This is a genomic window from Ruegeria sp. AF7 (assembly GCF_056541885.1).
The window spans coordinates 104,425-126,590 of sequence record NZ_JBQFYX010000002.1 but is presented as its reverse complement, the minus strand read 5'-3'; the positions used below and the strand labels follow the sequence as shown (position 1 = coordinate 126,590).

28 protein-coding genes are annotated in these 22,166 nt (G+C 57.9%); 11 read left to right on the top strand and 17 right to left on the bottom strand.

Translation table 11 applies throughout. The annotated features are described in order from the left end of the window. Window positions 1–12: 12 nt before the first annotated feature. The gene (locus ACR0AP_RS06120) at window positions 13–531 is read right to left on the bottom strand and encodes a YHS domain-containing (seleno)protein (protein ID WP_480475567.1); all 519 of its coding nucleotides are present in this window, start codon (window positions 529–531) and stop codon (window positions 13–15) included. A gap of 248 nt (window positions 532–779) precedes the next feature. Between ACR0AP_RS06120 and yghU the strand changes: the two genes are divergently transcribed. Next, window positions 780–1,658 (top strand): glutathione-dependent disulfide-bond oxidoreductase, encoded by an 879-nt coding sequence (gene yghU / locus ACR0AP_RS06115; RefSeq protein WP_480505973.1) that lies wholly within the window; start codon window positions 780–782, stop codon window positions 1,656–1,658. Window positions 1,659–1,717: 59 nt separating this feature from the next. Here yghU and ACR0AP_RS06110 read toward each other — a convergent pair whose 3' ends face one another. Continuing rightward, window positions 1,718–2,506 carry an SseB family protein gene (locus tag ACR0AP_RS06110; RefSeq protein ID WP_480505971.1) on the bottom strand — a complete coding sequence of 263 codons (789 nt, stop codon included), beginning with the start codon at window positions 2,504–2,506 and terminating at the stop codon, window positions 1,718–1,720. Then, a complete protein-coding gene (locus ACR0AP_RS06105; protein WP_267364354.1) occupies window positions 2,499–3,086 on the bottom strand; it encodes a uracil-DNA glycosylase family protein in 588 nt (195 codons plus the stop codon). Before ACR0AP_RS06105 ends, ACR0AP_RS06110 begins: the two co-directional genes overlap by 8 nt. 249 nt (window positions 3,087–3,335) lie before the next feature. Here ACR0AP_RS06105 and ACR0AP_RS06100 point away from each other — a divergent pair, with 249 nt between their 5' ends. The 4 genes from ACR0AP_RS06100 to ACR0AP_RS06085 are packed head-to-tail and all read left to right on the top strand — an operon-like array spanning window position 3,336 to window position 7,907. Continuing rightward, window positions 3,336–3,995: an ABC transporter ATP-binding protein gene (locus ACR0AP_RS06100; protein WP_209504732.1), complete on the top strand. Its 660-nt coding sequence runs from the start codon at window positions 3,336–3,338 to the stop codon at window positions 3,993–3,995. Further along, window positions 3,973–5,556 (top strand): KpsE/RkpR family capsule polysaccharide export protein, encoded by a 1,584-nt coding sequence (locus tag ACR0AP_RS06095; RefSeq protein ID WP_480505970.1) that lies wholly within the window; start codon window positions 3,973–3,975, stop codon window positions 5,554–5,556. The genes ACR0AP_RS06100 and ACR0AP_RS06095 overlap by 23 nt, the downstream gene beginning before the upstream one ends. A gap of 5 nt (window positions 5,557–5,561) precedes the next feature. Further along, window positions 5,562–6,395: a 3-deoxy-8-phosphooctulonate synthase gene (gene kdsA / locus ACR0AP_RS06090; RefSeq protein ID WP_480487624.1), complete on the top strand. Its 834-nt coding sequence runs from the start codon at window positions 5,562–5,564 to the stop codon at window positions 6,393–6,395. A 15-nt stretch (window positions 6,396–6,410) separates the two neighbouring features. Further along, on the top strand, window positions 6,411–7,907 hold the full coding sequence (locus tag ACR0AP_RS06085; RefSeq protein ID WP_480505968.1) for a phosphomannomutase/phosphoglucomutase: 1,497 nt from the start codon (window positions 6,411–6,413) through the stop codon (window positions 7,905–7,907). Between the two features lie 47 nt (window positions 7,908–7,954). On the opposite strand, the gene ACR0AP_RS06080 is transcribed toward ACR0AP_RS06085, so the two are convergent. After that, a complete protein-coding gene (locus tag ACR0AP_RS06080; protein WP_480505966.1) occupies window positions 7,955–9,910 on the bottom strand; it encodes an AsmA family protein in 1,956 nt (651 codons plus the stop codon). Window positions 9,911–10,005: 95 nt separating this feature from the next. On the opposite strand from ACR0AP_RS06080, the gene rimO reads away from it, so the two are divergent. Beyond that, the gene (gene rimO, locus ACR0AP_RS06075) at window positions 10,006–11,394 is read left to right on the top strand and encodes a 30S ribosomal protein S12 methylthiotransferase RimO (RefSeq protein WP_480505964.1); all 1,389 of its coding nucleotides are present in this window, start codon (window positions 10,006–10,008) and stop codon (window positions 11,392–11,394) included. Window positions 11,395–11,531: 137 nt separating this feature from the next. On the opposite strand, the gene ACR0AP_RS06070 is transcribed toward rimO, so the two are convergent. Continuing rightward, entirely contained in the window at window positions 11,532–11,720 is a 189-nt protein-coding gene (locus ACR0AP_RS06070) for a hypothetical protein (protein WP_209504738.1), read from the bottom strand. A 227-nt stretch (window positions 11,721–11,947) separates the two neighbouring features. Between ACR0AP_RS06070 and ACR0AP_RS06065 the strand changes: the two genes are divergently transcribed. Then, entirely contained in the window at window positions 11,948–12,202 is a 255-nt protein-coding gene (locus ACR0AP_RS06065; RefSeq protein ID WP_480505962.1) for a CDGSH iron-sulfur domain-containing protein, read from the top strand. Here the strand turns inward: ACR0AP_RS06065 and ACR0AP_RS06060 are convergent. The 5 genes from ACR0AP_RS06060 to ACR0AP_RS06040 form a co-directional block, all read right to left on the bottom strand. Next, window positions 12,191–12,451 carry a DUF6455 family protein gene (locus ACR0AP_RS06060; protein ID WP_209504740.1) on the bottom strand — a complete coding sequence of 87 codons (261 nt, stop codon included), beginning with the start codon at window positions 12,449–12,451 and terminating at the stop codon, window positions 12,191–12,193. The genes ACR0AP_RS06065 and ACR0AP_RS06060 overlap by 12 nt on opposite strands. Further along, complete coding sequence (locus ACR0AP_RS06055) at window positions 12,451–12,720, bottom strand: DUF6455 family protein (RefSeq protein ID WP_209598012.1); 270 nt, start codon at window positions 12,718–12,720, stop codon at window positions 12,451–12,453. The genes ACR0AP_RS06060 and ACR0AP_RS06055 overlap by 1 nt, the downstream gene beginning before the upstream one ends. A 14-nt stretch (window positions 12,721–12,734) precedes the next feature. Then, complete coding sequence (locus tag ACR0AP_RS06050; protein WP_209504742.1) at window positions 12,735–12,986, bottom strand: DUF6455 family protein; 252 nt, start codon at window positions 12,984–12,986, stop codon at window positions 12,735–12,737. 68 nt (window positions 12,987–13,054) lie between these two features. Then, window positions 13,055–13,423, bottom strand: a complete 369-nt coding sequence (locus tag ACR0AP_RS06045) for a YigZ family protein (RefSeq protein WP_209504743.1) — start codon at window positions 13,421–13,423, stop codon at window positions 13,055–13,057. Further along, window positions 13,420–14,127: a M48 family metallopeptidase gene (locus ACR0AP_RS06040; protein ID WP_480505959.1), complete on the bottom strand. Its 708-nt coding sequence runs from the start codon at window positions 14,125–14,127 to the stop codon at window positions 13,420–13,422. Before ACR0AP_RS06040 ends, ACR0AP_RS06045 begins: the two co-directional genes overlap by 4 nt. Window positions 14,128–14,248: 121 nt before the next feature. Here ACR0AP_RS06040 and ACR0AP_RS06035 point away from each other — a divergent pair, with 121 nt between their 5' ends. Further along, window positions 14,249–14,488 (top strand): hypothetical protein, encoded by a 240-nt coding sequence (locus ACR0AP_RS06035; RefSeq protein ID WP_267364243.1) that lies wholly within the window; start codon window positions 14,249–14,251, stop codon window positions 14,486–14,488. Here the strand turns inward: ACR0AP_RS06035 and ACR0AP_RS06030 are convergent. Further along, window positions 14,485–14,760 carry a DUF167 domain-containing protein gene (locus ACR0AP_RS06030; RefSeq protein ID WP_480505957.1) on the bottom strand — a complete coding sequence of 92 codons (276 nt, stop codon included), beginning with the start codon at window positions 14,758–14,760 and terminating at the stop codon, window positions 14,485–14,487. The genes ACR0AP_RS06035 and ACR0AP_RS06030 overlap by 4 nt on opposite strands. A 134-nt stretch (window positions 14,761–14,894) precedes the next feature. Here ACR0AP_RS06030 and ACR0AP_RS06025 point away from each other — a divergent pair, with 134 nt between their 5' ends. Together ACR0AP_RS06025 and ACR0AP_RS06020 are read left to right on the top strand one after the other, a co-directional pair. Beyond that, window positions 14,895–15,473 carry a nitroreductase family protein gene (locus ACR0AP_RS06025; protein ID WP_480487608.1) on the top strand — a complete coding sequence of 193 codons (579 nt, stop codon included), beginning with the start codon at window positions 14,895–14,897 and terminating at the stop codon, window positions 15,471–15,473. Continuing rightward, window positions 15,470–16,168, top strand: coding sequence for an EI24 domain-containing protein (locus ACR0AP_RS06020; protein ID WP_480505955.1), 699 nt, complete (start codon window positions 15,470–15,472; stop codon window positions 16,166–16,168). The genes ACR0AP_RS06025 and ACR0AP_RS06020 overlap by 4 nt, the downstream gene beginning before the upstream one ends. Before the next feature lie 6 nt (window positions 16,169–16,174). On the opposite strand, the gene ACR0AP_RS06015 is transcribed toward ACR0AP_RS06020, so the two are convergent. Together ACR0AP_RS06015 and mce are read right to left on the bottom strand one after the other, a co-directional pair. Next, entirely contained in the window at window positions 16,175–16,447 is a 273-nt protein-coding gene (locus tag ACR0AP_RS06015; RefSeq protein WP_267364249.1) for a DUF1467 family protein, read from the bottom strand. A 24-nt stretch (window positions 16,448–16,471) separates the two neighbouring features. Further along, window positions 16,472–16,876: a methylmalonyl-CoA epimerase gene (gene mce, locus ACR0AP_RS06010; RefSeq protein ID WP_170346086.1), complete on the bottom strand. Its 405-nt coding sequence runs from the start codon at window positions 16,874–16,876 to the stop codon at window positions 16,472–16,474. Between the two features lie 136 nt (window positions 16,877–17,012). Here mce and ACR0AP_RS06005 point away from each other — a divergent pair, with 136 nt between their 5' ends. Next, window positions 17,013–17,732 carry a response regulator gene (locus ACR0AP_RS06005; RefSeq protein ID WP_480505952.1) on the top strand — a complete coding sequence of 240 codons (720 nt, stop codon included), beginning with the start codon at window positions 17,013–17,015 and terminating at the stop codon, window positions 17,730–17,732. A gap of 180 nt (window positions 17,733–17,912) precedes the next feature. Here the strand turns inward: ACR0AP_RS06005 and aspS are convergent, their stop codons facing one another. The 4 genes from aspS to ACR0AP_RS05985 form a co-directional block, all read right to left on the bottom strand. Continuing rightward, window positions 17,913–19,688: an aspartate--tRNA ligase gene (aspS, locus tag ACR0AP_RS06000; protein WP_480487603.1), complete on the bottom strand. Its 1,776-nt coding sequence runs from the start codon at window positions 19,686–19,688 to the stop codon at window positions 17,913–17,915. Between the two features lie 79 nt (window positions 19,689–19,767). Next, window positions 19,768–20,439, bottom strand: coding sequence for a CPBP family intramembrane glutamic endopeptidase (locus ACR0AP_RS05995; RefSeq protein WP_480505950.1), 672 nt, complete (start codon window positions 20,437–20,439; stop codon window positions 19,768–19,770). Then, a complete protein-coding gene (locus ACR0AP_RS05990) occupies window positions 20,436–21,083 on the bottom strand; it encodes an aminotransferase class IV family protein (RefSeq protein WP_480505948.1) in 648 nt (215 codons plus the stop codon). The genes ACR0AP_RS05995 and ACR0AP_RS05990 overlap by 4 nt, the downstream gene beginning before the upstream one ends. Then, window positions 21,038–22,165, bottom strand: a complete 1,128-nt coding sequence (locus tag ACR0AP_RS05985; RefSeq protein ID WP_480505946.1) for an aminodeoxychorismate synthase component I — start codon at window positions 22,163–22,165, stop codon at window positions 21,038–21,040. The genes ACR0AP_RS05990 and ACR0AP_RS05985 overlap by 46 nt, the downstream gene beginning before the upstream one ends. Window position 22,166 lies beyond the last annotated feature (1 nt).

The following is a 22,166-nucleotide window of genomic DNA, read 5'->3' as shown; positions in this document are numbered from 1 at the left end:
TTTGCGGCCAGGTCAGTTTTTCACCGGACCTTCCGAGGTAAATTTCGGGATCACGCTGGTCGAGGCGTCAGACGGCTCGATACCCGGCCAGTTGCCTTCAGCAAGGTTGATGTTGCCCGGAATGTCTTCTTCGAAGAACCCGACGACCACATCCGTGATGTTGAGATACAGCTTGTCGTCAACGATCCGCCACAAGTTCGGGTTTGCCGGAACCTTGCCACCGCGCGACACGCCATAGGCGCAGTGCCCATCATATTGCGGCGCATAATAGGCCGGGTTTTCCAGAAATTTGTCGCGGTTTTCCTCGGACGAGAATGCCCAGGTTGCACCATTGTATTCGGCAGTAATGCTGGCATTGCCACGCACGCCTTCGTGCTGTGGCTGACCTACCGGTACCTGATCCAGGTTGCGATAGGCGACAACATCATACCCCGAGACGGCAAACCCTGTGCCGTCAATATATTGCGGCCCGGCAAATGCCGGAACGGCTAGGGCCATGGCCGCAGCAAAGGTCAAAGCAAAGCGTTTCATGTAGTTTATCCTTTTCGTTCCAGCGGTATCGGTGACGCCGTGATGGCAGGTCTGGCAAAACAATATGCGATTCCCATTCTGTTCGTAGCCCTCCTCGCGCCGCTGTGACCCCTCTCGAGCAAACGTGAGAGTTTGGTCGCGGATTATTACAAATTATGCCGGAAAAGCTGGGTTGGACTCGGCGGATTGCAACACTACCTGTAAGACTGCATCGAACGCGGCCCGGACAAAGGCATGAAAGGCAAGAAATGAGCGACCAATCTTCGTATACCCCACCTGCAGTCTGGACATGGGACAGTGAAAGTGGCGGACAGTTCGCCAACATTAACCGACCTATTGCCGGCGCAACCCATGACAAGGACTTGCCGGTTGGACGTCACCCATTGCAGTTGTATTCCCTTGCCACGCCCAACGGTGTCAAAGTCACCGTAATGCTGGAAGAGTTGCTGGCATTGGGTCACGAAGGCGCTGAATACAACGCGTGGCTGATCAACATCGGCGAGGGCGACCAGTTCGGTTCAGGGTTTGTCGAGGTCAACCCAAACTCGAAAATCCCCGCCCTTTGGGATCGCTCTGGCGACAAGCCGGTTCGGGTGTTTGAAAGTGCCTCGATCCTGTTTCATCTGGCTGAGAAGTTCGGAGAGTTTCTGCCCGCGTCCGGGCCGGAACGGACCGAAGTCATGAACTGGCTATTCTGGCAAATGGGCAGCGCCCCTTATCTGGGCGGCGGGTTTGGCCATTTCTACGCCTACGCGCCCGAAAAGTGGGAATACCCGATCAACCGCTTTGCGATGGAGGCAAAACGCCAGCTGGACGTTCTGGACAGGGAACTGGCGAACAAGACCTATATCGCGGGCGAGGAATATACCATTGCCGACATGGCGATCTGGCCGTGGTACGGTCAACTGGTTCTGGGCCGACTGTACAGCGCGGCAGAGTTCCTTGACGCGGAATCCTACAAGAACGTGGTGCGCTGGGCCAAAGCGATTGACGCACGACCTGCGGTTCAGCGTGGCCGTATGGTCAACCGCGCCTTTGGCGAGCCGCACACACAGCTTCACGAGCGTCACGACGCCAGCGATTTCGAAACACGTACGCAGGACAAACTGGAAGCTGCTGCGGAATAGCAGCGTCCGATCCTGGTACCACGCGGCGCAATATGCGCCGCGTGTTTGCCTTTTGGTCGTTACTTCAGAATTGGCGGTTTCGCGGGATTGCTGCCCGGAACCTCGCGTACCAGATCTGCAACCTGCGGTTCGGGCAGGTCAAAGCGAAGCCCCGTCTTCGCCAGCAGCGCGGCAGCGGCGTCATCTGTGGCAAAGAACCCGACATCTATCGCCCCCGCTTCGATCCCCGAAAACGTCAACGCCTCTGAAGCTGCCCTGGCCAGCGCTGGCTCGGCCCCTTCGACCGCACCGACAAACCCCAGCAAATGACCCTGAGCGCCCGCTTCGGATTTCGTGGCGACCAGATAGGCCGCACTGGCAAGCCCGCCAGCAGTTGCCAGCTTTGCATCAAGGGCGGTCAACAGGCTGTCCGGCAGACCGGAGGGCGGCATGAACTCGGCAAGCTTTTCCTCGACCTCTTTGGGGCCATGCTGCAACGTTTCGGCCAACCAGCCCAGGGCCTCGGCAGGCACCAGCATGGATGATGGCGCAGTTTCCAGGTTCAGGCCCAGCCCGATACCCTGCCCTGCCAGCATCCCCGACAACACACGCCCCGACAGCGCAACATAAGGCACGGGCCGCCCGGCAAACCGCGCCAATCGTTCCTCGCGGTCGAAAGCCAACACAAAGCGCCCATCGGCCACATCGAACACCTCGGGCGAGATGTTTTCGCCCATCGCTTCCTCGGTCAGCATCAAAAACAGCTCACTATCTGCAAGCCGTTCAAAAAACCGCAGACGGGCAGCATCGTTCTGCGGATCTGCCAGCATCGCGGCATGCGCCGTGTCCAACGCTGTGGTTTCAGTCATTCAGCACCTCTTGGACCCGCGCGCGCAGAACCGGCAGCAGTTCTGCCTCGAACCACGGGTTTTTCTTTACCCATGCCGTATTCCGCCAGGACGGATGAGGCAAGGCAAAGACCCGCGGCGCATGGTCCTGCCAGTTCCGAACGGTATCCGTCACCGACCCTCGCGCGCCCAGATGATATTTATGCGCATGACCACCGACCAACACCGTCAACGGCACCTGCCCCAGTTCCTGCATCACCCTGTCATGCCAGGTTTTGCCGCATATCGCGGGCGGAGGAAGGTCCGCGCCGCGGGCATCATAGCCGGGGAAACAGAATGCCATGGGCACAATCGACACAAGGTCACGATCATAAAAAACAGGTTCATCGACCCCAAGCCAGTGGCGCAGCCTATCGCCTGACGGGTCAGTAAAGGGCTGCCCCGACTCGTGCACGCGCGCACCCGGTGCCTGCCCTGCGATCAGGATGGGTGTCCCGCGCCGAAACCAAACCACCGGGCGGGGTTCATGGGCAGTTTTGGTTTGCGCAAAGGACGCGGCGCACAGGCGGCACGCGCGGATTTCGCCATCTAAATCTTTCATCTTGTTGCAAAACCTCCCAAAGCTGTTTTGCAAGGATCAGGTGTGAAACCACATAATAATGGTGCGGTAGATTTCTAGAAGTGCAGCGGAATTGCCGACAACCGATCAGTTGTTTGAGGGGTCGGCAGCAACGCATTGAACATTTGTTTCATAATTCGACATAATGTAGCCAACATGGAACGGTAAAAACCATCCTTTCTGACCGCCTGAAAGCGCGGCGACACAACGGAAACGAGCAGCAGGCCCCGAATGCTAGAGTTCGACAATGTCAGCAAGTCCTTCTGGACCGGGACGCGCCGCAAGGTGATCCTGGACAGGGTCTCGTTCCGTGTCGAACTGGGCACGTCGCTGGGCGTTCTGGCCCCGAATGGTACTGGCAAAACCACGCTGATCAACATGATGGCCGGTCTGGAAAAACCCGACGAGGGCGTGATCCGCCGCGAATGCCGGGTCTCGTTCCCCATGGGTTTCACCGGGGGTGTAACCGGCAAGTTGTCGGCGCTTGAGAACGCGCGATACATCGCCAAGATTTACGGCATGGATCCGGACTATGTTGAGGCGTATTGCAAATGGCTCTGCGGTTTGGGTGAATATTTCGAACAGCCGCTGTCCACCTATTCTTCGGGGATGCGGTCTCGATTCACGTTTTCTTTGATGCTGGCGCTGGATTTCGACATGTATCTTGTCGATGAAGGGATGCCGGCGTCTACAGATGTTGAATTCAACGAGAAGGCAGGGGCGATCCTGAAGGAAAGGTTGCGCACCACGACATTGGTGATCGTGTCGCACAGCCCGACTGTTTTGGAAAAATTCGCGCAGCAGGCCGCCGTTCTGCTGGACGGGCAATTGTACATGTTTGACTCCTTGGAAGAGGCAAAGCAGCTATATGACTACGAAACCCAAGGTTAGAAAGTACAACTGGCGCAGCAATCGACAGGTGGACGATTCGGCCGAGGCGCGAGCGGATGCAATCTCGCGCATACGGGGCGCGACGCAAGGTCAGGCACCGGCGGCCGAGGCCCAGCCAGGCACGCAAATTGACGACATCAAGCGCGAAGGCCTGACAGGCCGCCAGTTGCGTATTGCGCGTAAACTCGCGCAGAAACACGGACTGGCGGCAACATCGGACTATGATGCGGTGCGCTTGCTGCGCAAGAAAGGCATTGATCCGTTTCAGCGCACGAACCTTCTTGATCTTGCCGCGGCAAAGCCCTCGGGACAGGGCGACAGTTCGAAGGTCAAAGACAAGATCAGCATTCAGTTGCCGCAATCCATAGGCGCAAGCACGCCAAACCTTCCGGGACCCGAGCTCAGCCCGGCTGAGCGGCGCAACCTTGAAATCGGTCAGATTCAGAAGGACATCGCGCGTCGGCGCAGGCGTAAACTGTTTGGCCTTTTCGCGCGTCTGGCCGCCTTTGTGTTTCTGCCGACCTTTGTTGTGGGGTTCTATTTCTATCGCATCGCCACCCCGATGTATGCCAGCGATTCCGAGTTTCTGATCCTGCAAGCCGATGGCGGGCCGGGTTCCATCGGCGGGCTGCTTGCCGGGACGCAATTCGCCACCACGCAGGATTCTATCTCCGTTCAGTCTTTCCTGGAATCGAAAGAGGCTTTGTTGCTGCTGGATCGGGACGCCGGTTTTTCTGATGTCTTCAAGCAGGAATCAATTGATCCGATTCAAAGGCTATCACCCGACGCCACACTGGAAGACGCATACAAGCTGTTCAAACGCATGATCACCATCGGGTATGACCCAACCGAAGGGGTCATTCGGATGGAGGTTGTTGCACCGGACGCACAGACATCGACCGAGTTCTCGGAGCGTTTGATCTCTTACGCGGAAGCCCGGGTGAATGCCCTGTCCGGCAAGAAGCGTGAAGACCAGATGCGCGACGCATTGGAAAGCTTTGAAGCGGCGCAGGAGGCGCGGCGGCAGGCGCAGGAGGAATTGATCGAACTTCAGCTTCAAGGGGCGGTGCTGGACCCCGAGAATGTCATTGCCAGCCTGCGCGCACGCATCAACGAGATCGAGATATTGGTGCAGGACAAAGAGCTTGAACTTGCCGCTCTGCAAGACAACCTGCGCCCGAACAAAGCTAAGGTCGACGGCGTCAAGGCTGACATTGCCCGGCTTGAAAAGGTGCTGGAACAACTGAATGCCGAGATGCAGGATGCTTCCGATGGCGAAAATTCGCTGGCGCGGTTGAGCGTGCGCATCCAGATCGCTCAGGCGGATCTGGCGGCGCGGGACATGATGCTGCAAACGGCAATGCAGCAAATGGAATCGACCCGATCCGAAGCTAACCGGCAGGTGCGTTACCTGACCGTCTCGGTGAACCCGATACCCAGTCAGGAACCCAGCTATCCGCGCAAGTTCGAAAATACGATTTTGGCATTCCTGTTGTTTGCTGGTATCTACCTCATGATCTCGCTTACCGCGTCGGTCCTTCGTGAACAGGTATCCTCATAAGACTCATGAAACATGTAAAAATCTCCGACCTGACAGTCGGCAACGACCTTCCGCTGACTATCATTGCGGGCCCCTGCCAGCTTGAAACGGCAGACCACGCACAGATGATTGCTGGCAAGATGAAAGAGGCCTGCGATGCAGCCGGTGCGCAATATGTCTTCAAGGCGTCTTATGACAAGGCAAACCGGACCTCACTGTCCGGCAAGCGCGGCATGGGCATTGATGCCGGGTTGCAGGTTCTGGATAGCATCCGCAAGACAATGGGCATTCCGGTCCTGACCGATGTTCATACCGAAGCGCAGTGCGCCATCGCCGCCGAGGCGGTAGACGTCCTGCAAATCCCGGCGTTTTTGTGCCGCCAGACGGATATGCTGCTGGCTGCGGGCAATACGGGCGCTGTGGTCAATGTGAAAAAGGGTCAGTTTCTCGCGCCGTGGGAGATGCCCAATATCGTGTCCAAGATCGAAAGCACGGGGAATCATAATATCCTGCTGACCGAACGTGGCACTTCGTTCGGCTATAACACACTGGTGGCTGATATGCGGTCCCTGCCGCAAATGGCCCAGACCGGGTATCCAGTAGTGATGGATGCGACCCATTCCGTGCAGCAACCGGGCGGAAAAGGTGGCTCCTCGGGTGGGCAACGCGAATTTGCTCCGGTCATGGCGCGCGCCGCCGTGTCGCTGGGTATTGGCGCGGTGTTCATTGAAACACACCAGGATCCGGACAATGCTCCTTCGGACGGGCCCAACATGATTCCGTTGGATCAGATGCCCCAACTCATTGACACTTTGATGCGCTTCGATGCGCTGGCCAAAGCTGATCCTATTCAGATTTAACTACTGAGACTTGTTATGACCAAACCAATTCCCGAGGTAACACCAAACACCTGGAGTTTTCTGCGCGACGCGATGATCAAACCCACCGGGTTTCGCGAATATGACGCCCGCTGGAAATATCCGGAAGAGATCAACCTGCCAGGCATGACAGCGCTGGGCCTTGGGCTGGGTACCCAAATGCGCAGGCGCGGGATCGAGCCCGTGATCGCTGTCGGCAATGACTACCGTGATTACTCATTGGCGATCAAAAACGCCCTGATCCTGGGATTGATGCAGGCCGGTATCCGCGTGAAAGATATTGGCCCTGCGCTTAGCCCGATGGCCTATTTCGCACAGTTTCATCTGGATGTACCGGCCGTGGCGATGGTTACGGCCAGCCACAATCCAAACGGCTGGACCGGTGTAAAAATGGGCTTTGACCGTCCTTTGACACACGGCCCCGACGAGATGTCTGAATTGCGCGACATCGTTCTGAACGGCGAAGGTCAGACGCATGAGGGTGGATCTTGGGAATTCGTCGAGGGCGTGAAAGAAGCCTATATTGACGACCTCGTCGGCGATTTCAAAATGTCCCGCCCGCTAAAGGTTGTCTGCGCAACCGGAAACGGCACCGCTTCGGCCTTTGCGCCCGAAATCTTCGAACGGATGGGGGTTGAAGTCGTCTCCAGCCATAACCGGCTGGATTACACCTTCCCAAACTACAACCCGAACCCCGAAGCGATGGAAATGCTGCATGACATGGCGGCAACGGTAAAATCCAGCGGTGCCGATCTGGCACTTGGGTTTGATGGTGACGGTGATCGCTGCGGCGTCGTCGATGATGAAGGCGAAGAGATCTTTGCCGACAAGGTGGGTGTGATCATGGCCCGCGATCTGGCCAAGCTGCACCCCGGATCGACCTTTGTCGCTGATGTGAAATCCACCGGCCTGTTTGCCAGCGATCCCGAGTTGCAGGCCCTTGGCGTCAAAGCAGATTACTGGAAAACCGGCCACAGCCACATGAAACGGCGCGTCAAGGAAATCGGTGCGCTGGCTGGGTTCGAAAAGTCAGGTCACTACTTTTTAGCCGAACCGGTGGGGCGCGGTTATGACTGCGGAATGCGCGTCGCGGTCGAGATCTGCAAGCTGATGGACCGCAACCCGGATCAAAGCATGTCAGACCTGCGCAAGGCGCTGCCCAAGACCTGGTCGACGCCCACGATGTCACCTTATGCAGCAGATACCGAAAAATACGATATCCTGCAGCGTCTGGTCGACAAGTTGGTTGCCAAAAGCGAGGCTAATGAGACTTTCGCTGGTCGTGCGATCAAAGAGGTCGTTACGGTGAACGGCGCACGTGTCATTCTGGACAATGGCAGCTGGGGGCTGGTGCGGGCTTCATCCAACACACCCAATCTGGTGGTCGTCTGTGAAAGCAGCGAAAGCGAGGCTGAGATGCGGGCGATCTTTGTCGATATCGATGCGGTGATCAGAACCGAACCCGGTGTTGGAGATTACGACCAGACCATCTGAAGAAAACTGCTTGGGGCATATCTGATTGTCCCAAGCGCAACACTTGCTCAGTTTCCGCCAAACAGTTTGAGCAGCCCTTTCTTCGCCTCTTCTTCCAGCTTGTTCTTGAGCGCATCTTCGATCTGATCGCTGTCCGTGATGGTGGTATCCAGCTCGTTTCCAACCTTCTCGAAAACTTTCTGTTTCGCGTCGTTTTCCAGCTCTTTGACCTTCACATCTGCCGCTGCTTCGATGACCTTGGTCAGGTCCGGCTTGATTGATGGGTTGCTCCACGGGCCAACGATGCGCACAGGCACCGAGATGCCCTGCCCCGAATTGGCACGCAAAGCTACGGGCGTGAACAGATAATCGATATTGCGCACACCCAGCCCCACGACCCCCTGACCATCGGCGCGGAAATTCTTAAGCGACATAAGCAGATCGTTATTCGTCAACACACCCTGATCGATGGTGAAGCTGGCCGACAGGCTGTTGAACACCGTTGTTCCGCCCGATCCGGTCCCCTGCCCCATAAGTCGATCCAGATCGAAACCGGATATTACCCCCGTCCCGACATCCAGATTTCCCTTACCGCTGAGAGACCGCATGATCTGATCCTCAGACCGACCGACACCCAGAAACTCAATGGTTCCTGCCGCGGTTCCCGACAGGCGTTCGACACCGGCCAGTGTCGACAACGCCTGTTTCAGATCAATCTCACTTGCCGTTACCTTGCCGCCCACGGACAAGCCATTGCGATTGTTGGCAACCACCTGTCCGTTCAACTGACCCGAAAACAACGTCGCCGGATGCATCGCAAGAACCGCCCGCGCGCGATCCAGTGTCAGTGTCAGGTCACTTTTCCCAAAGGTCATGCCGGGAACCGCGATTGAGTTGGCCGTCAGGCGAATATTGCCATTCGCCAAAGCCAATGCGGATGCGTCGATTGGGTCTTTTGACCAGCCTTCCTGAACTGGTGACGCAGGTTGAGACGCGCCACCCGACCCGGCGCCGGTTTCGGATATCTTTGACAGGTCAAGATCGCCCGCATCCAACCGTGCGACGATCTGAGGGGGATCGGAAATGGTGATATCCGCCTCTCCGACGAACCGGTTGCCATCCAACTGCGCTGTCATGTTCCGCAGGGAAATCCGACCGTCCCGCGTATAGGTCATTTGCGCAGAGATATCGGCAACGTTACCCAATCCCCACGGCACAGCCACACCCGCCTGACCGAAGGCCGCCAGCATCTTTTCCGTATCTCGGGTGGTGATCTTTGTGGTCCCGTCCATCTCTCCGGCCAGATTGACGTGGCCGTCAAAGCCTATCTCACCACCCGGTGCAGTCAGGGCCAGTTCAAGCGCGGTTACGGACCCTGCGGCAAAAGCTGGCAAGTCCGGGATCTTCAAATCAACCTGAACAGCACCTCCGGGTACAGGCATTGATGCTTCCATTACCATCGGCGCAGTGACCTGAGGCCAACTGGCCGACAAGGTGACATCAGGAAAATCCATCTGCGTGGCACCGTCTTCCACATAGATAAGTCGCGCATTATTTAGCTGCAACTCTTCCAAAGTTACGGTCGACGATGCGCCTGCCGGAACCGTCCCCGCAGACGGTGTGGCAGTCGCGGTGGTCACAGGCGCGCTCAGCTCCCAGTTTCCGCGCCCTTGCGAACGTTCCAGCCGCAGCACCGGGTTTTCCGCGAAAACGCGTTTGATCCGCAGATCCCCATTCAAAAGCGCAGCAGCATCCACGCCCACGGCAAGGCTATCAGCGCTCAACATCGGCTCTGGCCCGGCCCAGCTGGCGTTCCCAAAACGCACAGGCCCGGTTTCCATCCCAAGTACCGGCCAGAACGACAGGCGCACATCGCCGCTCAATGTCAGTTCGCGCCCTGTCTGGGCTTTGACCTGCTCAGCCAGAATCGCGCCAAGCTTGTCGCCGGGCATCAGCAATAGCGCGCCAATGACCAGCCCAACCACCGCCACAACAATAAACAGGATGCGTATCAGCCATTTCATGATCTGCTCTCCGCCTTTTGGCTTGTCTTTGCCGCGATCATTCAAATCGCACGTCACATTTGCAAGGGGAAGCTTTCCCCACTATATGCCGCGCCATGACGACGAACCCGCCAAACCTCCGCCCTGACCTGGCTCCGGCCGCCCGGATCACCGAGACACCCCGTTCAAACCAGCCGACGATCGGTATGGTGTCGCTGGGCTGTCCAAAAGCTTTGGTCGACAGCGAACGCATTCTGACCCGGCTTCGTGCTGAAGGATACGGCATTTCGCCCGATTATGCCGGGGCCGATGCCGTCATTGTGAACACCTGCGGGTTCCTCGACAGCGCCAAGGCGGAATCGCTGGACGCAATCGGAGAGGCACTGGTTGAAAACGGCAAGGTCATCGTCACCGGCTGTTTGGGGGCCGAACCGGATTACATCCGCGAACACCACCCCCGCATCATGGCGGTCACCGGTCCGCATCAGTACGAACAGGTACTGGATGCGGTTCACGCCGCCGTTCCCCCTGACCCTGACCCGTTCGTCGATCTGCTGCCCGCCAGCAGTGTTCGACTGACCCCCCGCCACTACAGTTATCTGAAAATCTCCGAGGGCTGTAACCACAAATGCAAGTTCTGCATCATCCCCGATATGCGGGGAAAACTGGCCAGCCGTCCGGCCCATGCGGTTCTGCGTGAGGCGGAAAAGCTGGTCGAAAATGGCGTGCGTGAACTGTTGGTGATTTCGCAGGATACTTCGGCCTATGGGCTGGACCGGAAATACGATGTGAACCCGTGGAAAGACCGCGAGGCGCGCAGCCACATCACCGATCTGGCCCGAGAACTGGGTCAGTTGGATGCCTGGGTACGGCTGCACTATGTCTATCCCTATCCACATGTGCGCGAGTTGATCCCGCTGATGGCGGACGCCGGGTCCAACATACTGCCCTATCTGGATATCCCGTTCCAGCACGCCCACCCGGATGTTCTGAAACGGATGGCCCGCCCCGCCGCAGCGGCCAAAACTCTGGACGAAATTCAGGCCTGGCGCGCAATCTGTCCCGATATCACCCTGCGTTCGACCTTTATCGTCGGTTACCCGGGTGAGACCGAGGCCGAATTCCAAACCCTGCTGGACTGGATGGACGAGGCGCAACTGGATCGTGTCGGCTGTTTTCAATACGAAAACGTGGATGGTGCGCGCTCAAACGACCTGCCTGATCATGTCCCGGCCGAAATCAAACAAGAGCGGTGGGATCGCTTCATGGAAAAGGCTCAGGCCATTTCAGAAGCCAAGTTGCAAGCTAAAGTCGGACAAACGCTTCAAGTAATCGTCGATGAAGTGGATGACGAAGCCGCCACCTGCCGCACCAAATCGGACGCGCCCGAGATCGACGGCAACCTGTTCATTGACGAGGGCTTCGAAAGCCTCAAACCCGGCGATATCGTCACGGTCGAAGTGGACGAGGCGGGGGAATACGATCTGTGGGGGAAACCCGTTTGACGCCAGTAACCTGCCCATAATGCCCTCGGGTGAATAGTTACCCCTTACAGCGCAGGTAGAAATAAACCGCCATGAATGGCGGCGATAATTCCTGAAAATGGTGCAGGCGGTCCGCAATCAGACCGCCTGCGATAAGCTTACTGAGAAACCGGGTTGCAGACAGTCTGACCTGCTTCGGTTGTTGCCAGTTCATAGCCTGCCGAGCAGCTGGCCGAGCCATACTTGTCGTAGTCGGGTTGTACGTAAACAGGGGTCGGTTCTTCCTGCTGCGCACAAGCGGTCAGGACCAGAGCAAATGCGCCAACGGCTGCAAGTTTCAGTTTCATGTCCGTCAATCCTCTATTACTTTTCTGATATTGCCCAGCTTTTCGGGGCCGCCACCAGAATACGGGTTGAACGGCAATCTGGCAACAGCATCAATCACATCATTGTGAGACAGAGCGATTCCATGCCAGTTGGAAACCCAAATAACGATCCTCACGGCATTATTGCTACCTTTTTGTCTGCATCGCCTTAAACTGTGTGACGTTTCAGCCAAAGACGGAGAAGCCACATGCCTGACACGCCAGTTATCGCCCAGAAAACTCCTTTCCCAGTCGAGGTTGTCGAAGGCAAAACCTATTTCTGGTGCGCATGTGGAAAGTCGAACCGGCAACCCTTTTGCGATGGATCACATAAGGGCAGCGGGCTCGAACCTGTGAAATACACAGCTGAAACCAACAAGAAGGTCTTCTTTTGCGGTTGCAAACATAGTGCGAACCCGCCGTTGTGTGATGGAACCCACAAAGACCTTAAATCAGACCTTTAATCTGTTCAGCGTCTCTGAATTTGCGCAAAAATCCGGGGCCACATCCGCCGGGCTCTGTCGCTGAGCCAGCCAGTTGGCGCATTGCGTGTCACAGCCTGAGGCCCGGCAGCGCGTGACCAATTCGGCGTATCCTTCGGGCGACAGCCGCCCTTCGGCCATGGCTTCGCTCAGTGAAATTCCCATGCTTCGGGAAACAGAACGCGTCAACCAAAAGTGCTTTTCGACCTCGCCCAAGATGTCCCGAGGCATCACGCGTCCTCCGCTTGCAACGACTTGAGAGCCGTGAATCGCTCGCGATTCGGGCACGTGCATGGGGCTTGATCAATCTGTTCGCGTTGCTCCAACCATTCCGGGCAGTTTCTGGCCCACGCACAGCCACGGCATTGCTGCACGATCTCGGCCCAATCCTCATGTTTCAGGTGACCATCCCGATAGGCTGCGGCCAGGTCGGTTCCTGTGACCTCGCCCATCCGCAGTACGAGGCGAAGATGGGCCATGATTTCACCGAGTCGTGGCATGGCGAACCTGACAGTTAAGGCATTAGTTTGTGTAACAATTCCTGGTTACGGCAATATTCCGGTGTCCGCCCGGCGGTCGCCATTTTCTTGAGCAGGTCCTGACAATGATCCGGGTTCGGACAGTCAGTACATCGCAGAACTGCCTCGGAAATCTGGTCGACAGATACTTTGCCACCAATGGCTGCTTCCTCAAGATCGATGTCCAGCATTCTGGCCATATCGTCCACCAATCCGGCATGAAGCCGCAAGGACTCTCGGGTGGGCATACTGTATCCTTTCCCTTTCGCGCTTTGCGAAATCGTAGCGCATCCGGGGCGTCAGACTTTGACACAGGTCAAGATTGGATGCCGATGTGATCCAGATAGGCCCGAGTTGCATCCTGAACACGGCGAAAGCGGTCCCCGCCCAGCTTTTTGCCTCCGTACCAGCGGGTGACGATGATCACGTGATTGTCCAGCCCTGCACGTTCGATCATCCGCAGGATTACCATACCAGCGCCGCTCTCCCCATCATCAGCCTTCAGCGCGCCGGTCGGCAAAGAGGCGGCCCAGGTGTTATGTGTGGCCTTGGCATAGGATTTATCGGACTTCAGTTGGTCCAAAACCGCGTCAACGTCCGCGCGTGACGCCACAGGCGCGCCAGATACCGCATATTTCGACCCGCGATCCGTCAAAATCACGCCAAGGCGCACAAGATCGGTCATTGCGTCAGTCCCAGTTGCATCGCGGTTTCAAGCACGATGTGAACGCGCTGCGCGTTTGGCGGGTGGGTGCCCAGAAACCTGTCGCCGGGATCCGGAATCCGATCAAAGAACTTTGCCCCGATCAGCGGGTTGTAGCCCGCATTATGCGTAATGATCGTGCCCATCTGGTCAGCCTCAAGCTCAAAATCCTTCACATAAGCCTGCACGCCTACCTGCGCCCCAACTTTCTGGGCTTCTTCTATGTCGGCGGCGTCGCCCCCGCGCAGCTTCTCGGCCTTTCCGAACTCAGTCGCGCTTGCGCTGGCATTTTCGCTTTGCCGTGCGATGTGCCCCAGCACGTGATGGGCCGCCTCATGCCCCATGACAAAAGCCAGTTCGTCTGCGTTTTGCGCGGAACGGATCATCGCAAGTGTAAAAATTATGGTGGGTTGCTTCTGGTCGTCCAATGTCTGAAACGCATTGGCCGGCGCACGTGGGTTCAGATCAACGAGAACCCGGAAATCGCATTTCTGAGGCCTTGATTGTTTCAAACACTGGCTGCGAGCCTCGGCCCCAATGTTCTGGCTGACTTCGCGAAAGGTCTGGGCCATGGTTTCGGACTCCGGCCCTTCACCCAGCCAATCCGCGGCGGGTTGCACGCGCAGTGCACCTTCCGCACAGGCCGCAAGCAGCAGGGGAAGCACCAAAACAAAGCGTCTGCGCATGTTACATCCTTCGGCTCGGTCTGACCGTGATTTCAACATAGTACGTGCTGTTCAGAGTGACCACACAATGCTTTGAAACGAACGTCTTGCATTGCGCGTCGACGGCTTGCACTCTGTCCTTATGTTTTCGATTGAGCATGAATTCGACTCGACGGTCATAACGCTTGTGGACGAAGGTGAAAAACCTTTGCAGGAAGATGTTGTGATCAACAATTTCGCCGAATGCGTCACGCTGGAACAGTTTGATCCGCGAACCGACCAGGTGCAAAAGATCACCTTGTCGCCCGAACAGGTCCGCGATCTGGCCGCAGCGCTGGACCTGCCCGAGGGGGTTTACCAGATCCGTGAAACGGGGCCTTAGGGCACATAGACAAACACCTTGTTGCGCGCGGTTTGCCCCTGCTTGAGTGTCAGTGTCGAAGGGGCAACGCCAAGACATTTCGCAAGGATCACCTGAACCGCATGGTTGGCTTTGCCGCTGTCAGGCGGTGCCGTGACAAATACCCTGATCTGCCCGTCTTTCACGACCACCCGGTCGCGCGCGGCCTTGGGTGTAACTTTCAGATGAAACGTTGCCCCGGCGTGCGCGTGCGCGCGGAGATCCGGCAGATCTCGTAGTTTGGATTTCACCATTTTGGCCCCTTCCCTCAATAGTCTTGCATGATGGGCAGTGGAATGAAATTGATCCACGCGATCCGTCGCCGCGCCCTTGAAACCCTCGGCATGCCGACCAAGATACAGAGACGTGATGTAAAGGAAGTTAACATATGTCCATGAAAAACCCCGCTGCTCTGGAGTTTTTGCAGTCGCGCCGGTCCCGACCTGCCAAGACACTGGTTGCCCCGGCCCCGACACCGGACGAGTTGCGCCCCTTGTTGATCGCAGCTGCACGCAGCCCCGATCACGGAAAACTGGAACCCTGGCGATTTATCGTTCTGGAACAGGGGGCCATGGCAAGACTGGCAACCCTGACCGAAACCTGCGGGCAAAGGCTGAAGAAAAGTCCGGAAGATATTGCAAAAGCACGCAGCCAATTTGACATGGGACATCTGGCCGTAGCGGTGATCGAAGTACAAAAACCGTCCGAAAAAATACCTGCAATCGAACAAACCTATTCTGCGGGCGCGGTCTGTCTGGCCCTGCTGAATGCCGCGCTGGCCGCAGGCTGGGGCGCAAACTGGCTATCGGGTTGGCAAACCCATGACCACGACTTCTGCGTCGACGCATTTGGGCTTGCCGACAACGAACGTGTCGCCGGGCTGATACATATCGCCACCGAAGGAACAGCCCCACCCGAGCGCCCGCGGCCCGATGTGGCGGCCATAACGGAATGGATCACAGAATGATCATCCTGAACGCCTTCTTCAGCGCGCTCGGCCAGATCGGAGATCCCAAATTCCGCGCCGTTCTGCTGCGCGGTGTAGGTTTGACCATCCTGTTGCTGGGTCTCGCCTGTGCGGGTGCGATCAGTTTGATCAACTGGTTGTCGGGCAGTGAAATCTCTCTGCCGTTCGTCGGCGCAGTGCCATGGCTGAATGACGTTCTGAACTATTCAGGTATCGTTCTCGTCCTGATCTTGCCTGTTTTCCTGATGGTGCCGGTGGCGTCAGCCATCACATCGATCTTTCTGGACGAGGTGGCACAGGCGGTCGAGGACAAGCACTTTCCAGTCTTGCCGAATGCACGACGCATCCCGGTGTCAGAAGCCCTGTTGGACGGCCTCAGCTTTCTTGGCGTGCTGATTGTCGCAAACCTGCTGGCGCTGATCGTCTATGCGATCTTCACCCCGTTTGCGCCCTTCATCTTCTGGGCCATGAACGGGTTCCTGTTGGGGCGGGAATACTTCACGCTGGCCGCCATGCGCCGGATCGGACGGGATGGCGCACGCCAACTGCGGGCCAGGCATTCGACCACGATCTGGGTCGCTGGAACGCTGATGGCCATTCCGCTGTCGATACCGCTGTTGAATCTGGTGATCCCGATCCTTGGCGCGGCGACATTCACCCATATTTTTCATGCTGTGTCAGGCCAAAAGGTCTGACACAGATTAGCGCGGCTCCAGTTGGTTCAGCCAGTCGAAGTCCCGCACTGAAATCACACCAGATATGATGATCCCGGCAATGATAGCCCACAAAACCACAGCAATGGCGGTGGTGATCCACATCTTTGCCTTCAGATGATGGACTTCCGGCGCACCCGCATGGGTGCCCGGAACGATATCGTTCAGGTCACCCTGAGTTTTGATGCGAATGGGCAAAACCACTAGCAACGTCATGAACCAGATGACGGCAAACAGCACCAATGCAGCAGTAATGGTCACTTCAGCCCCTCCGGGTTTTGCGGATCATACCTGTTCCAGCTCGACAAGGCAGCCGTTGAAGTCCTTGGGATGCAGGAACAGCACCGGCTTGCCATGCGCGCCGATCTTGGGCTCCCCCGACCCCAGAACACGGGCACCGGTCGCTTTCAAATGATCACGGGCGGCGATGATGTCTTCGACCTCATAGCATACGTGATGAATGCCGCCTGCCGGGTTCTTTTCCAGAAACCCGTTGATAGGGCTGTCGTCGCCAAGCGGGTACAAAAGTTCGATCTTGGTGTTGGGCAGTTCGATGAACACAACCGTGACGCCATGATCCGGCTCGTCCTGAGGCGCGCCGACCTTGGCGCCCAGCGCATTGCGGTACTGTTCGGATGCCGCCTCAAGGTCGGGTACGGCGATGGCAACGTGGTTCAGACGCCCAATCATGTCTCACTCCTGATGTCCTGCGTTGCGTGGGTTATGGGGGCTGCTCTGCAAAAGGACAAGTGCGCCAAATCGCGCGTTAACGTCGTGTTAGCCAGAAGTTCCTAGCGTGAAGCATCTGCTGGATAGGAGAGCTGCCATGGACGATTCGGGCCTCATTGCCACCACCGCCGCCACGCCCACCGCAACGCGGCCCTTGCTGGGACAGACAATTCTGGTTGTTGAAGACAGCCGATATGCCTGCGACGCGATCCGCCTGATGTGCCTGCACAGCGGCGCACGCATCCGACGCGCTGACTGCCTGAAATCAGCACGGCGACACCTGCAGATCTATCGCCCTTCGGTCATTCTGGTCGATATGGGCCTGCCCGACGGGTCCGGAGCTGACCTGATCGCCGAACTGGCCGACGCTTCACCACGGATCAGCGTGATCATGGGCCTGTCGGGCGATGACGCCACCGAAGGTCTGGCCCACGCAGCCGGGGCGGATGGTTTCCTGTCCAAGCCGATAAAATCATTGTCTTATTTTCAGAAGTCCATCCTGGAGCGCCTGCCCGAAGATCGACGCCCAAGCGGGCTCCACTCGGTTCGAGATGAAGTCATCCGCCCCGACCCGATGGCCTATCAGGACGACATGGCGCACATCGCCGATGTCCTTACCGGGCCCAACGATCATCGCACATGGGATTACGCCGCCCAGTTCCTGCAAGGGGTCGCACGGGAAGCCGATGACAGACCCTTGGCAGAAGCCGCCCGAAAGCTGGCGCTGTCACGAGCGAACGGTGCACCAATCACGGCGCAGGCAGCGCAGGTCGCCGGCATGGTGCAGAACCGTTTGGAACAAAGAAAGGCGATTTGACGTGATTGCAGCCTACTTCATCACCGCGACGCTTCTGTGCATCTGGGCCTATCGCCAAACACGGCAGACTGCGCGCTCTATTCGGGTCAACCGGGGCGATCTGAACAACCCGCTGGACTGACCCGCGAGTATTCGCTGGCATCAAAATGAAACCGCCCGCTTGATGCGGGCGGCTCTCGTTCAGTCCTGCGGAATAAGGCGCAAGCCCAGTTCCATCAGCTGATCTGACGTCGGGTCCGACGGCGCATGCATCATCAGGTCTTCGGCCCGCTGGTTCATCGGGAACATCATGACCTCGCGGATATTGGCCTCATCCGCCAGCAACATCACGATCCGGTCGATTCCAGCAGCGCATCCACCGTGTGGCGGCGCACCGTAGTGGAAGGCATTGAACAGGGCCCCAAAGCGGGATTTCACTTCGTCCTCGCCATAGCCCGCCAGTTCAAAGGCTTTCAACATGATCTCCGGCTTGTGGTTCCGGATCGCGCCCGAGACCAGCTCATACCCGTTGCAGGCCAGATCGTATTGATAACCACGTACGTCCAGCGGATTGCCCTGCAGCGCGTCCATGCCGCCTTGCGGCATCGAAAACGGGTTGTGCTCAAAGTCGATCGCGCCGGTTTCTTCGTCTTGTTCGTAGATCGGGAAATCAACGATCCAGGCAAAGGCAAAGCGGTCTTTCTCGGTCAGGCCAAGCTCTTCCCCGATCACGTCGCGCGCCTTGCCTGCAACCTTTTCAAAGGTTTTCGGCTTGCCGCCCAGGAAAAACGCCGCATCGCCGACACCCAGACCCAATTGCTGACGGATAGCCTCGGTCCGCTCGGGGCCGATGTTCTTGGCCAGCGGGCCTGCGGCTTCCATCCCTTCGCCCTGATCGCGCCAGAAGATGTAGCCCATCCCTGGCAGACCCTCTTTCTGGGCAAATGCGTTCATGCGGTCACAGAACTTGCGGCTGCCACCGGTTGGCGCGGGGATAGCGCGAATTTCGGTGCCTTCCTGTTCGAGCAGTTTTGCAAAAATCGCGAAGCCAGACCCGCGGAAGTGGTCAGAGACCACTTGCATTTTGATAGGGTTCCGCAGGTCGGGCTTGTCCGTGCCGTACCACAGCGCCGAATCCTTGTAGGAAATCTGGGGCCACTCCTGATCGACCTTGCGGCCACCGCCGAACTCTTCGAACACGCCGGTCAGAACGGGCTGGATCGTGTCGAACACGTCCTGCTGCTCGACAAAGGACATCTCGAGGTCAAGCTGGTAGAAATCGGTGGGTGAGCGGTCGGCACGCGGGTCTTCGTCACGAAAGCAGGGCGCAATCTGGAAATACTTGTCGAAACCCGACACCATGATCAGCTGCTTGAACTGCTGCGGGGCTTGCGGCAACGCGTAGAACTTGCCCGGATGCAGACGCGACGGCACCAGAAAGTCGCGCGCGCCTTCGGGCGAGGATGCGGTGATGATCGGCGTCTGATACTCGCGGAACCCCTGATCCCACATACGCTTGCGCATGGAGGCCACAACGTCCGAGCGCAGGGTCATGTTTTGCTGCATCGCTTCGCGGCGCAGGTCGAGGTAGCGATAGCGCAGGCGTGTTTCCTCGGGGTATTCCTGATCGCCGAACACCATCAGCGGCAGTTCCTCGGCGGCCCCCAGAACTTCCAGCTCGCGCACGTACACCTCGATCTCGCCGGTGGGCAGCTTCGGGTTCACCAGTTCGGCGGCACGCGCTTTGACAGTGCCGTCGATGCGGATGCACCATTCCGAGCGCACTTTCTCAAGCTCGGCAAAAGCCGCGCTGTCGCCGTCGCACAGAACTTGTGTCACACCGAAATGGTCGCGCAGGTCGATGAACAGGACGCCCCCGTGGTCTCGGACCCGATGCACCCAACCGGACAGGCGAACGGTTTCACCGACATTAGCGGCGGTCAGTGCGGCGCAGGTGTGGCTGCGATAGGCGTGCATGGATCATATCCCTTCGGGCGCAGAATTCGTCGCGCCGATACACCCTGTCAGGCCCGGAAAGTCAAGGCGGGTCGCCCTGTCAAAATGGCCTTTGCACGTTGCCTGAGTAGAAATAGACACCCAGCCCGACCGCAAAGATGATATTGCCCGCAATCGCGTGCAACAGCACCGCATAGAAGAACGAGCCGCGCTGCCTGTAGGCCCATGTAAACAGCAGCCCGCCCGCAAATGTCATGAGGGCGACAATCCAACTCCAATACATCAGATGCGCGAACGAGAAGATGGCAGCATTCAGCACATAAGCCGCACGCCCCTCTGGCAGGATCGCGTGATAACGCCGGAAGAACAGTGGGCGGAACAGCAGTTCCTGAGGCAGTGCAGACAAAACAGGATAACCGATCCAGATAAGCACCAGCATCTCAGGGCGGTGTACTGGCAGAAAAAACGCGGCGTCGGGGCGTGTCACCTGAATCAGCCCAACGCAAAACACGGACATGAAAGCGGTAAACAGCACAACTTCGCGAAGCGACCAGTTGGCCCAATCATAGCGCAGCTCGGCCCATTGAAAGCCCGGTGTCCAATGCAGCAGCATGATCCCCAGCCCGGTCAGGGCAAACAGAGCCGGAAACATCCAGTTCGGTGGAAACAAAACCGCGATGATCAGCGGCAGGACAACATAGAACAGGCCGAACTCAACTCTTAACCGCGGCAATGCAACCGGCGGTCCGACCATCGCGCTGTCTTTGGTCACGTGTCTATCAGCTCCACCCGGATCAGCCCGCGCAATGAATTGCCCATGTAGGCAGTTTGTGCATTTTTCAGGTCGCTCAGGGTCAGCACGGCCTCAGACACCGTTCCTTTATCCAGTAATTCTTCGCGCAATATGCCAGGCAACAGACCGCTGGAGAGCGCAGGTGTCAGAATACGACCGTCCTGTTTTTCGACGAAAAGGTTGCTGATGGTGCCCTCACACAGCTCATCAAGCTCATTCAGGAATAACACCTCGTCTATGCCATCCGTCAGCGCGGCGCGAGTATTGTCATAAAGGGCGCGGCGGCTTGTCTTGTGACGCAGCCAAAGATCATTGGAAGCCAGTCGCTGATCAGACAGGGCGATGCGCCAGACCGGAGGGTTGCTGGCCAGAACCCCGGTGGTCAATTCGAATGCGCCCGATGCGTCCAGTGTAAGGCGGCACCGCAAGGGGGTGTCGCCCAACGCGCCATCCAGCGCGGCGGTCGCTGAATCCGGGTTGAAGGGAAGGCCAAAGGCCGCAGCGGTTCGGGCCATGCGCGCAAGGTGACGGTCTTTTCGGACAAAGCCCTGACCTGGCCGAAACGCCAGTGTTTCGATCAGGCGGAAATCAGGCTCAGCTGGCGGGCGAAGCGGGCTTTCCATAGCGCCTCCTCATATTCTGCCGGGGCGGTGCTGTCCCAGACAAGGCCCCCGCCCACGTTCAGGGTGGCCTGATCGTCTTCCAGCATCAGCGTACGGATGGCCACGTTGAACTCGGACCGGCCATCAGGCGCGGCCCAGCCGATGGTGCCACAATAGATGTCGCGCGGCCAGGGTTCCAGCCCGGCCAGAATTTCCATGGCGCGAATTTTGGGGGCGCCCGTGATCGAGCCGCAGGGAAACAGAGCCGTCAGTATATCGCTGAGCCCTGCGCATTTGAGCAACTGGGCACGGACAAGTGAAACCATCTGATGCACTGTCGCATAGGTTTCCACCTTGAACAGTTCAGGGACATGAACGGAACCGGGCAACGCGACACGGCTGATATCGTTGCGCAGAAGATCGACGATCATCAGGTTTTCCGCCCGGTTCTTTTCGTCCGTGGTCAGAAACGCCCGGCGCCGCATATCCTCATCCGGGTCTTCGCTGCGCGGCTGGGTGCCCTTCATCGGTCGAGTCTCGATCTTTCCATCCGCGTCTGTGCGGAAGAACAACTCTGGCGAGCGGCTGAGCAAATCCGGCAACCCGACCTGCTGCACCAGCGCACCATGCCCAACGGGCTGCCCCGCTGCCAGTGCCGCATAAAGGGTTTCACTGCTGCCCGAGACGGTCAGGTCAATCGGAAAGGTCAGGTTCGCCTGATAGATATCGCCTGCACCGATGGCATCATGCACCAGTTGAAAGGCTTCGCTATAGCGCGCCTCGTCCCAGCGCGGCTGAAACGCGCGCACCTCACCCGCGGGCGTTGGTAAAGCAACCCGATCCGGCGCGCCGTAGACCCCAAAACACAGCAGGGGCAGCCGACGCGATTCCGGCAAAAGATCAATCAGCCGGGATTCAAGCACATATCCCAGTTCATAACTGGCATAGCCAGCCAGCCAGGCTCCGCCCGCGCGCGCCTCATCCAGCGCCGCCAGAGCCTGGGGCACGTCCTCCGCCGTATCCGCGCGGATAATCCGAGTCGGGCGCTGAAACCGGGTTCCGCGACCGGCTGGTCCCTGATCAAAACGAATACGCAACTGCATC

Coding starts and splice junctions, on each gene's coding strand:
- ACR0AP_RS06085 (WP_480505968.1), top strand. CDS start 6,411: ATGACCAAACCAATTCCCGAGGTAACACCAAACACCTGGAGTTTTCTG.
- ACR0AP_RS06080 (WP_480505966.1), bottom strand. CDS start 9,910: ATGAAATGGCTGATACGCATCCTGTTTATTGTTGTGGCGGTGGTTGGG.
- rimO (WP_480505964.1), top strand. CDS start 10,006: ATGACGACGAACCCGCCAAACCTCCGCCCTGACCTGGCTCCGGCCGCC.
- ACR0AP_RS05985 (WP_480505946.1), bottom strand. CDS start 22,165: ATGCAGTTGCGTATTCGTTTTGATCAGGGACCAGCCGGTCGCGGAACC.
- ACR0AP_RS06020 (WP_480505955.1), top strand. CDS start 15,470: ATGATCATCCTGAACGCCTTCTTCAGCGCGCTCGGCCAGATCGGAGAT.
- ACR0AP_RS06045 (WP_209504743.1), bottom strand. CDS start 13,423: ATGACCGATCTTGTGCGCCTTGGCGTGATTTTGACGGATCGCGGGTCG.
- kdsA (WP_480487624.1), top strand. CDS start 5,562: ATGAAACATGTAAAAATCTCCGACCTGACAGTCGGCAACGACCTTCCG.
- aspS (WP_480487603.1), bottom strand. CDS start 19,688: ATGCACGCCTATCGCAGCCACACCTGCGCCGCACTGACCGCCGCTAAT.
- ACR0AP_RS06005 (WP_480505952.1), top strand. CDS start 17,013: ATGGACGATTCGGGCCTCATTGCCACCACCGCCGCCACGCCCACCGCA.
- ACR0AP_RS06060 (WP_209504740.1), bottom strand. CDS start 12,451: ATGCCTCGGGACATCTTGGGCGAGGTCGAAAAGCACTTTTGGTTGACG.
- ACR0AP_RS06040 (WP_480505959.1), bottom strand. CDS start 14,127: ATGCGCAGACGCTTTGTTTTGGTGCTTCCCCTGCTGCTTGCGGCCTGT.
- ACR0AP_RS05990 (WP_480505948.1), bottom strand. CDS start 21,083: ATGGAAAGCCCGCTTCGCCCGCCAGCTGAGCCTGATTTCCGCCTGATC.
- yghU (WP_480505973.1), top strand. CDS start 780: ATGAGCGACCAATCTTCGTATACCCCACCTGCAGTCTGGACATGGGAC.
- mce (WP_170346086.1), bottom strand. CDS start 16,876: ATGATTGGGCGTCTGAACCACGTTGCCATCGCCGTACCCGACCTTGAG.
- ACR0AP_RS06110 (WP_480505971.1), bottom strand. CDS start 2,506: ATGACTGAAACCACAGCGTTGGACACGGCGCATGCCGCGATGCTGGCA.
- ACR0AP_RS06070 (WP_209504738.1), bottom strand. CDS start 11,720: ATGAAACTGAAACTTGCAGCCGTTGGCGCATTTGCTCTGGTCCTGACC.
- ACR0AP_RS06120 (WP_480475567.1), bottom strand. CDS start 531: ATGAAACGCTTTGCTTTGACCTTTGCTGCGGCCATGGCCCTAGCCGTT.
- ACR0AP_RS06055 (WP_209598012.1), bottom strand. CDS start 12,720: ATGCCACGACTCGGTGAAATCATGGCCCATCTTCGCCTCGTACTGCGG.
- ACR0AP_RS06030 (WP_480505957.1), bottom strand. CDS start 14,760: ATGGTGAAATCCAAACTACGAGATCTGCCGGATCTCCGCGCGCACGCG.
- ACR0AP_RS06025 (WP_480487608.1), top strand. CDS start 14,895: ATGTCCATGAAAAACCCCGCTGCTCTGGAGTTTTTGCAGTCGCGCCGG.
- ACR0AP_RS06100 (WP_209504732.1), top strand. CDS start 3,336: ATGCTAGAGTTCGACAATGTCAGCAAGTCCTTCTGGACCGGGACGCGC.
- ACR0AP_RS06065 (WP_480505962.1), top strand. CDS start 11,948: ATGCCTGACACGCCAGTTATCGCCCAGAAAACTCCTTTCCCAGTCGAG.
- ACR0AP_RS06105 (WP_267364354.1), bottom strand. CDS start 3,086: ATGAAAGATTTAGATGGCGAAATCCGCGCGTGCCGCCTGTGCGCCGCG.
- ACR0AP_RS06035 (WP_267364243.1), top strand. CDS start 14,249: ATGTTTTCGATTGAGCATGAATTCGACTCGACGGTCATAACGCTTGTG.
- ACR0AP_RS06095 (WP_480505970.1), top strand. CDS start 3,973: ATGACTACGAAACCCAAGGTTAGAAAGTACAACTGGCGCAGCAATCGA.
- ACR0AP_RS06050 (WP_209504742.1), bottom strand. CDS start 12,986: ATGCCCACCCGAGAGTCCTTGCGGCTTCATGCCGGATTGGTGGACGAT.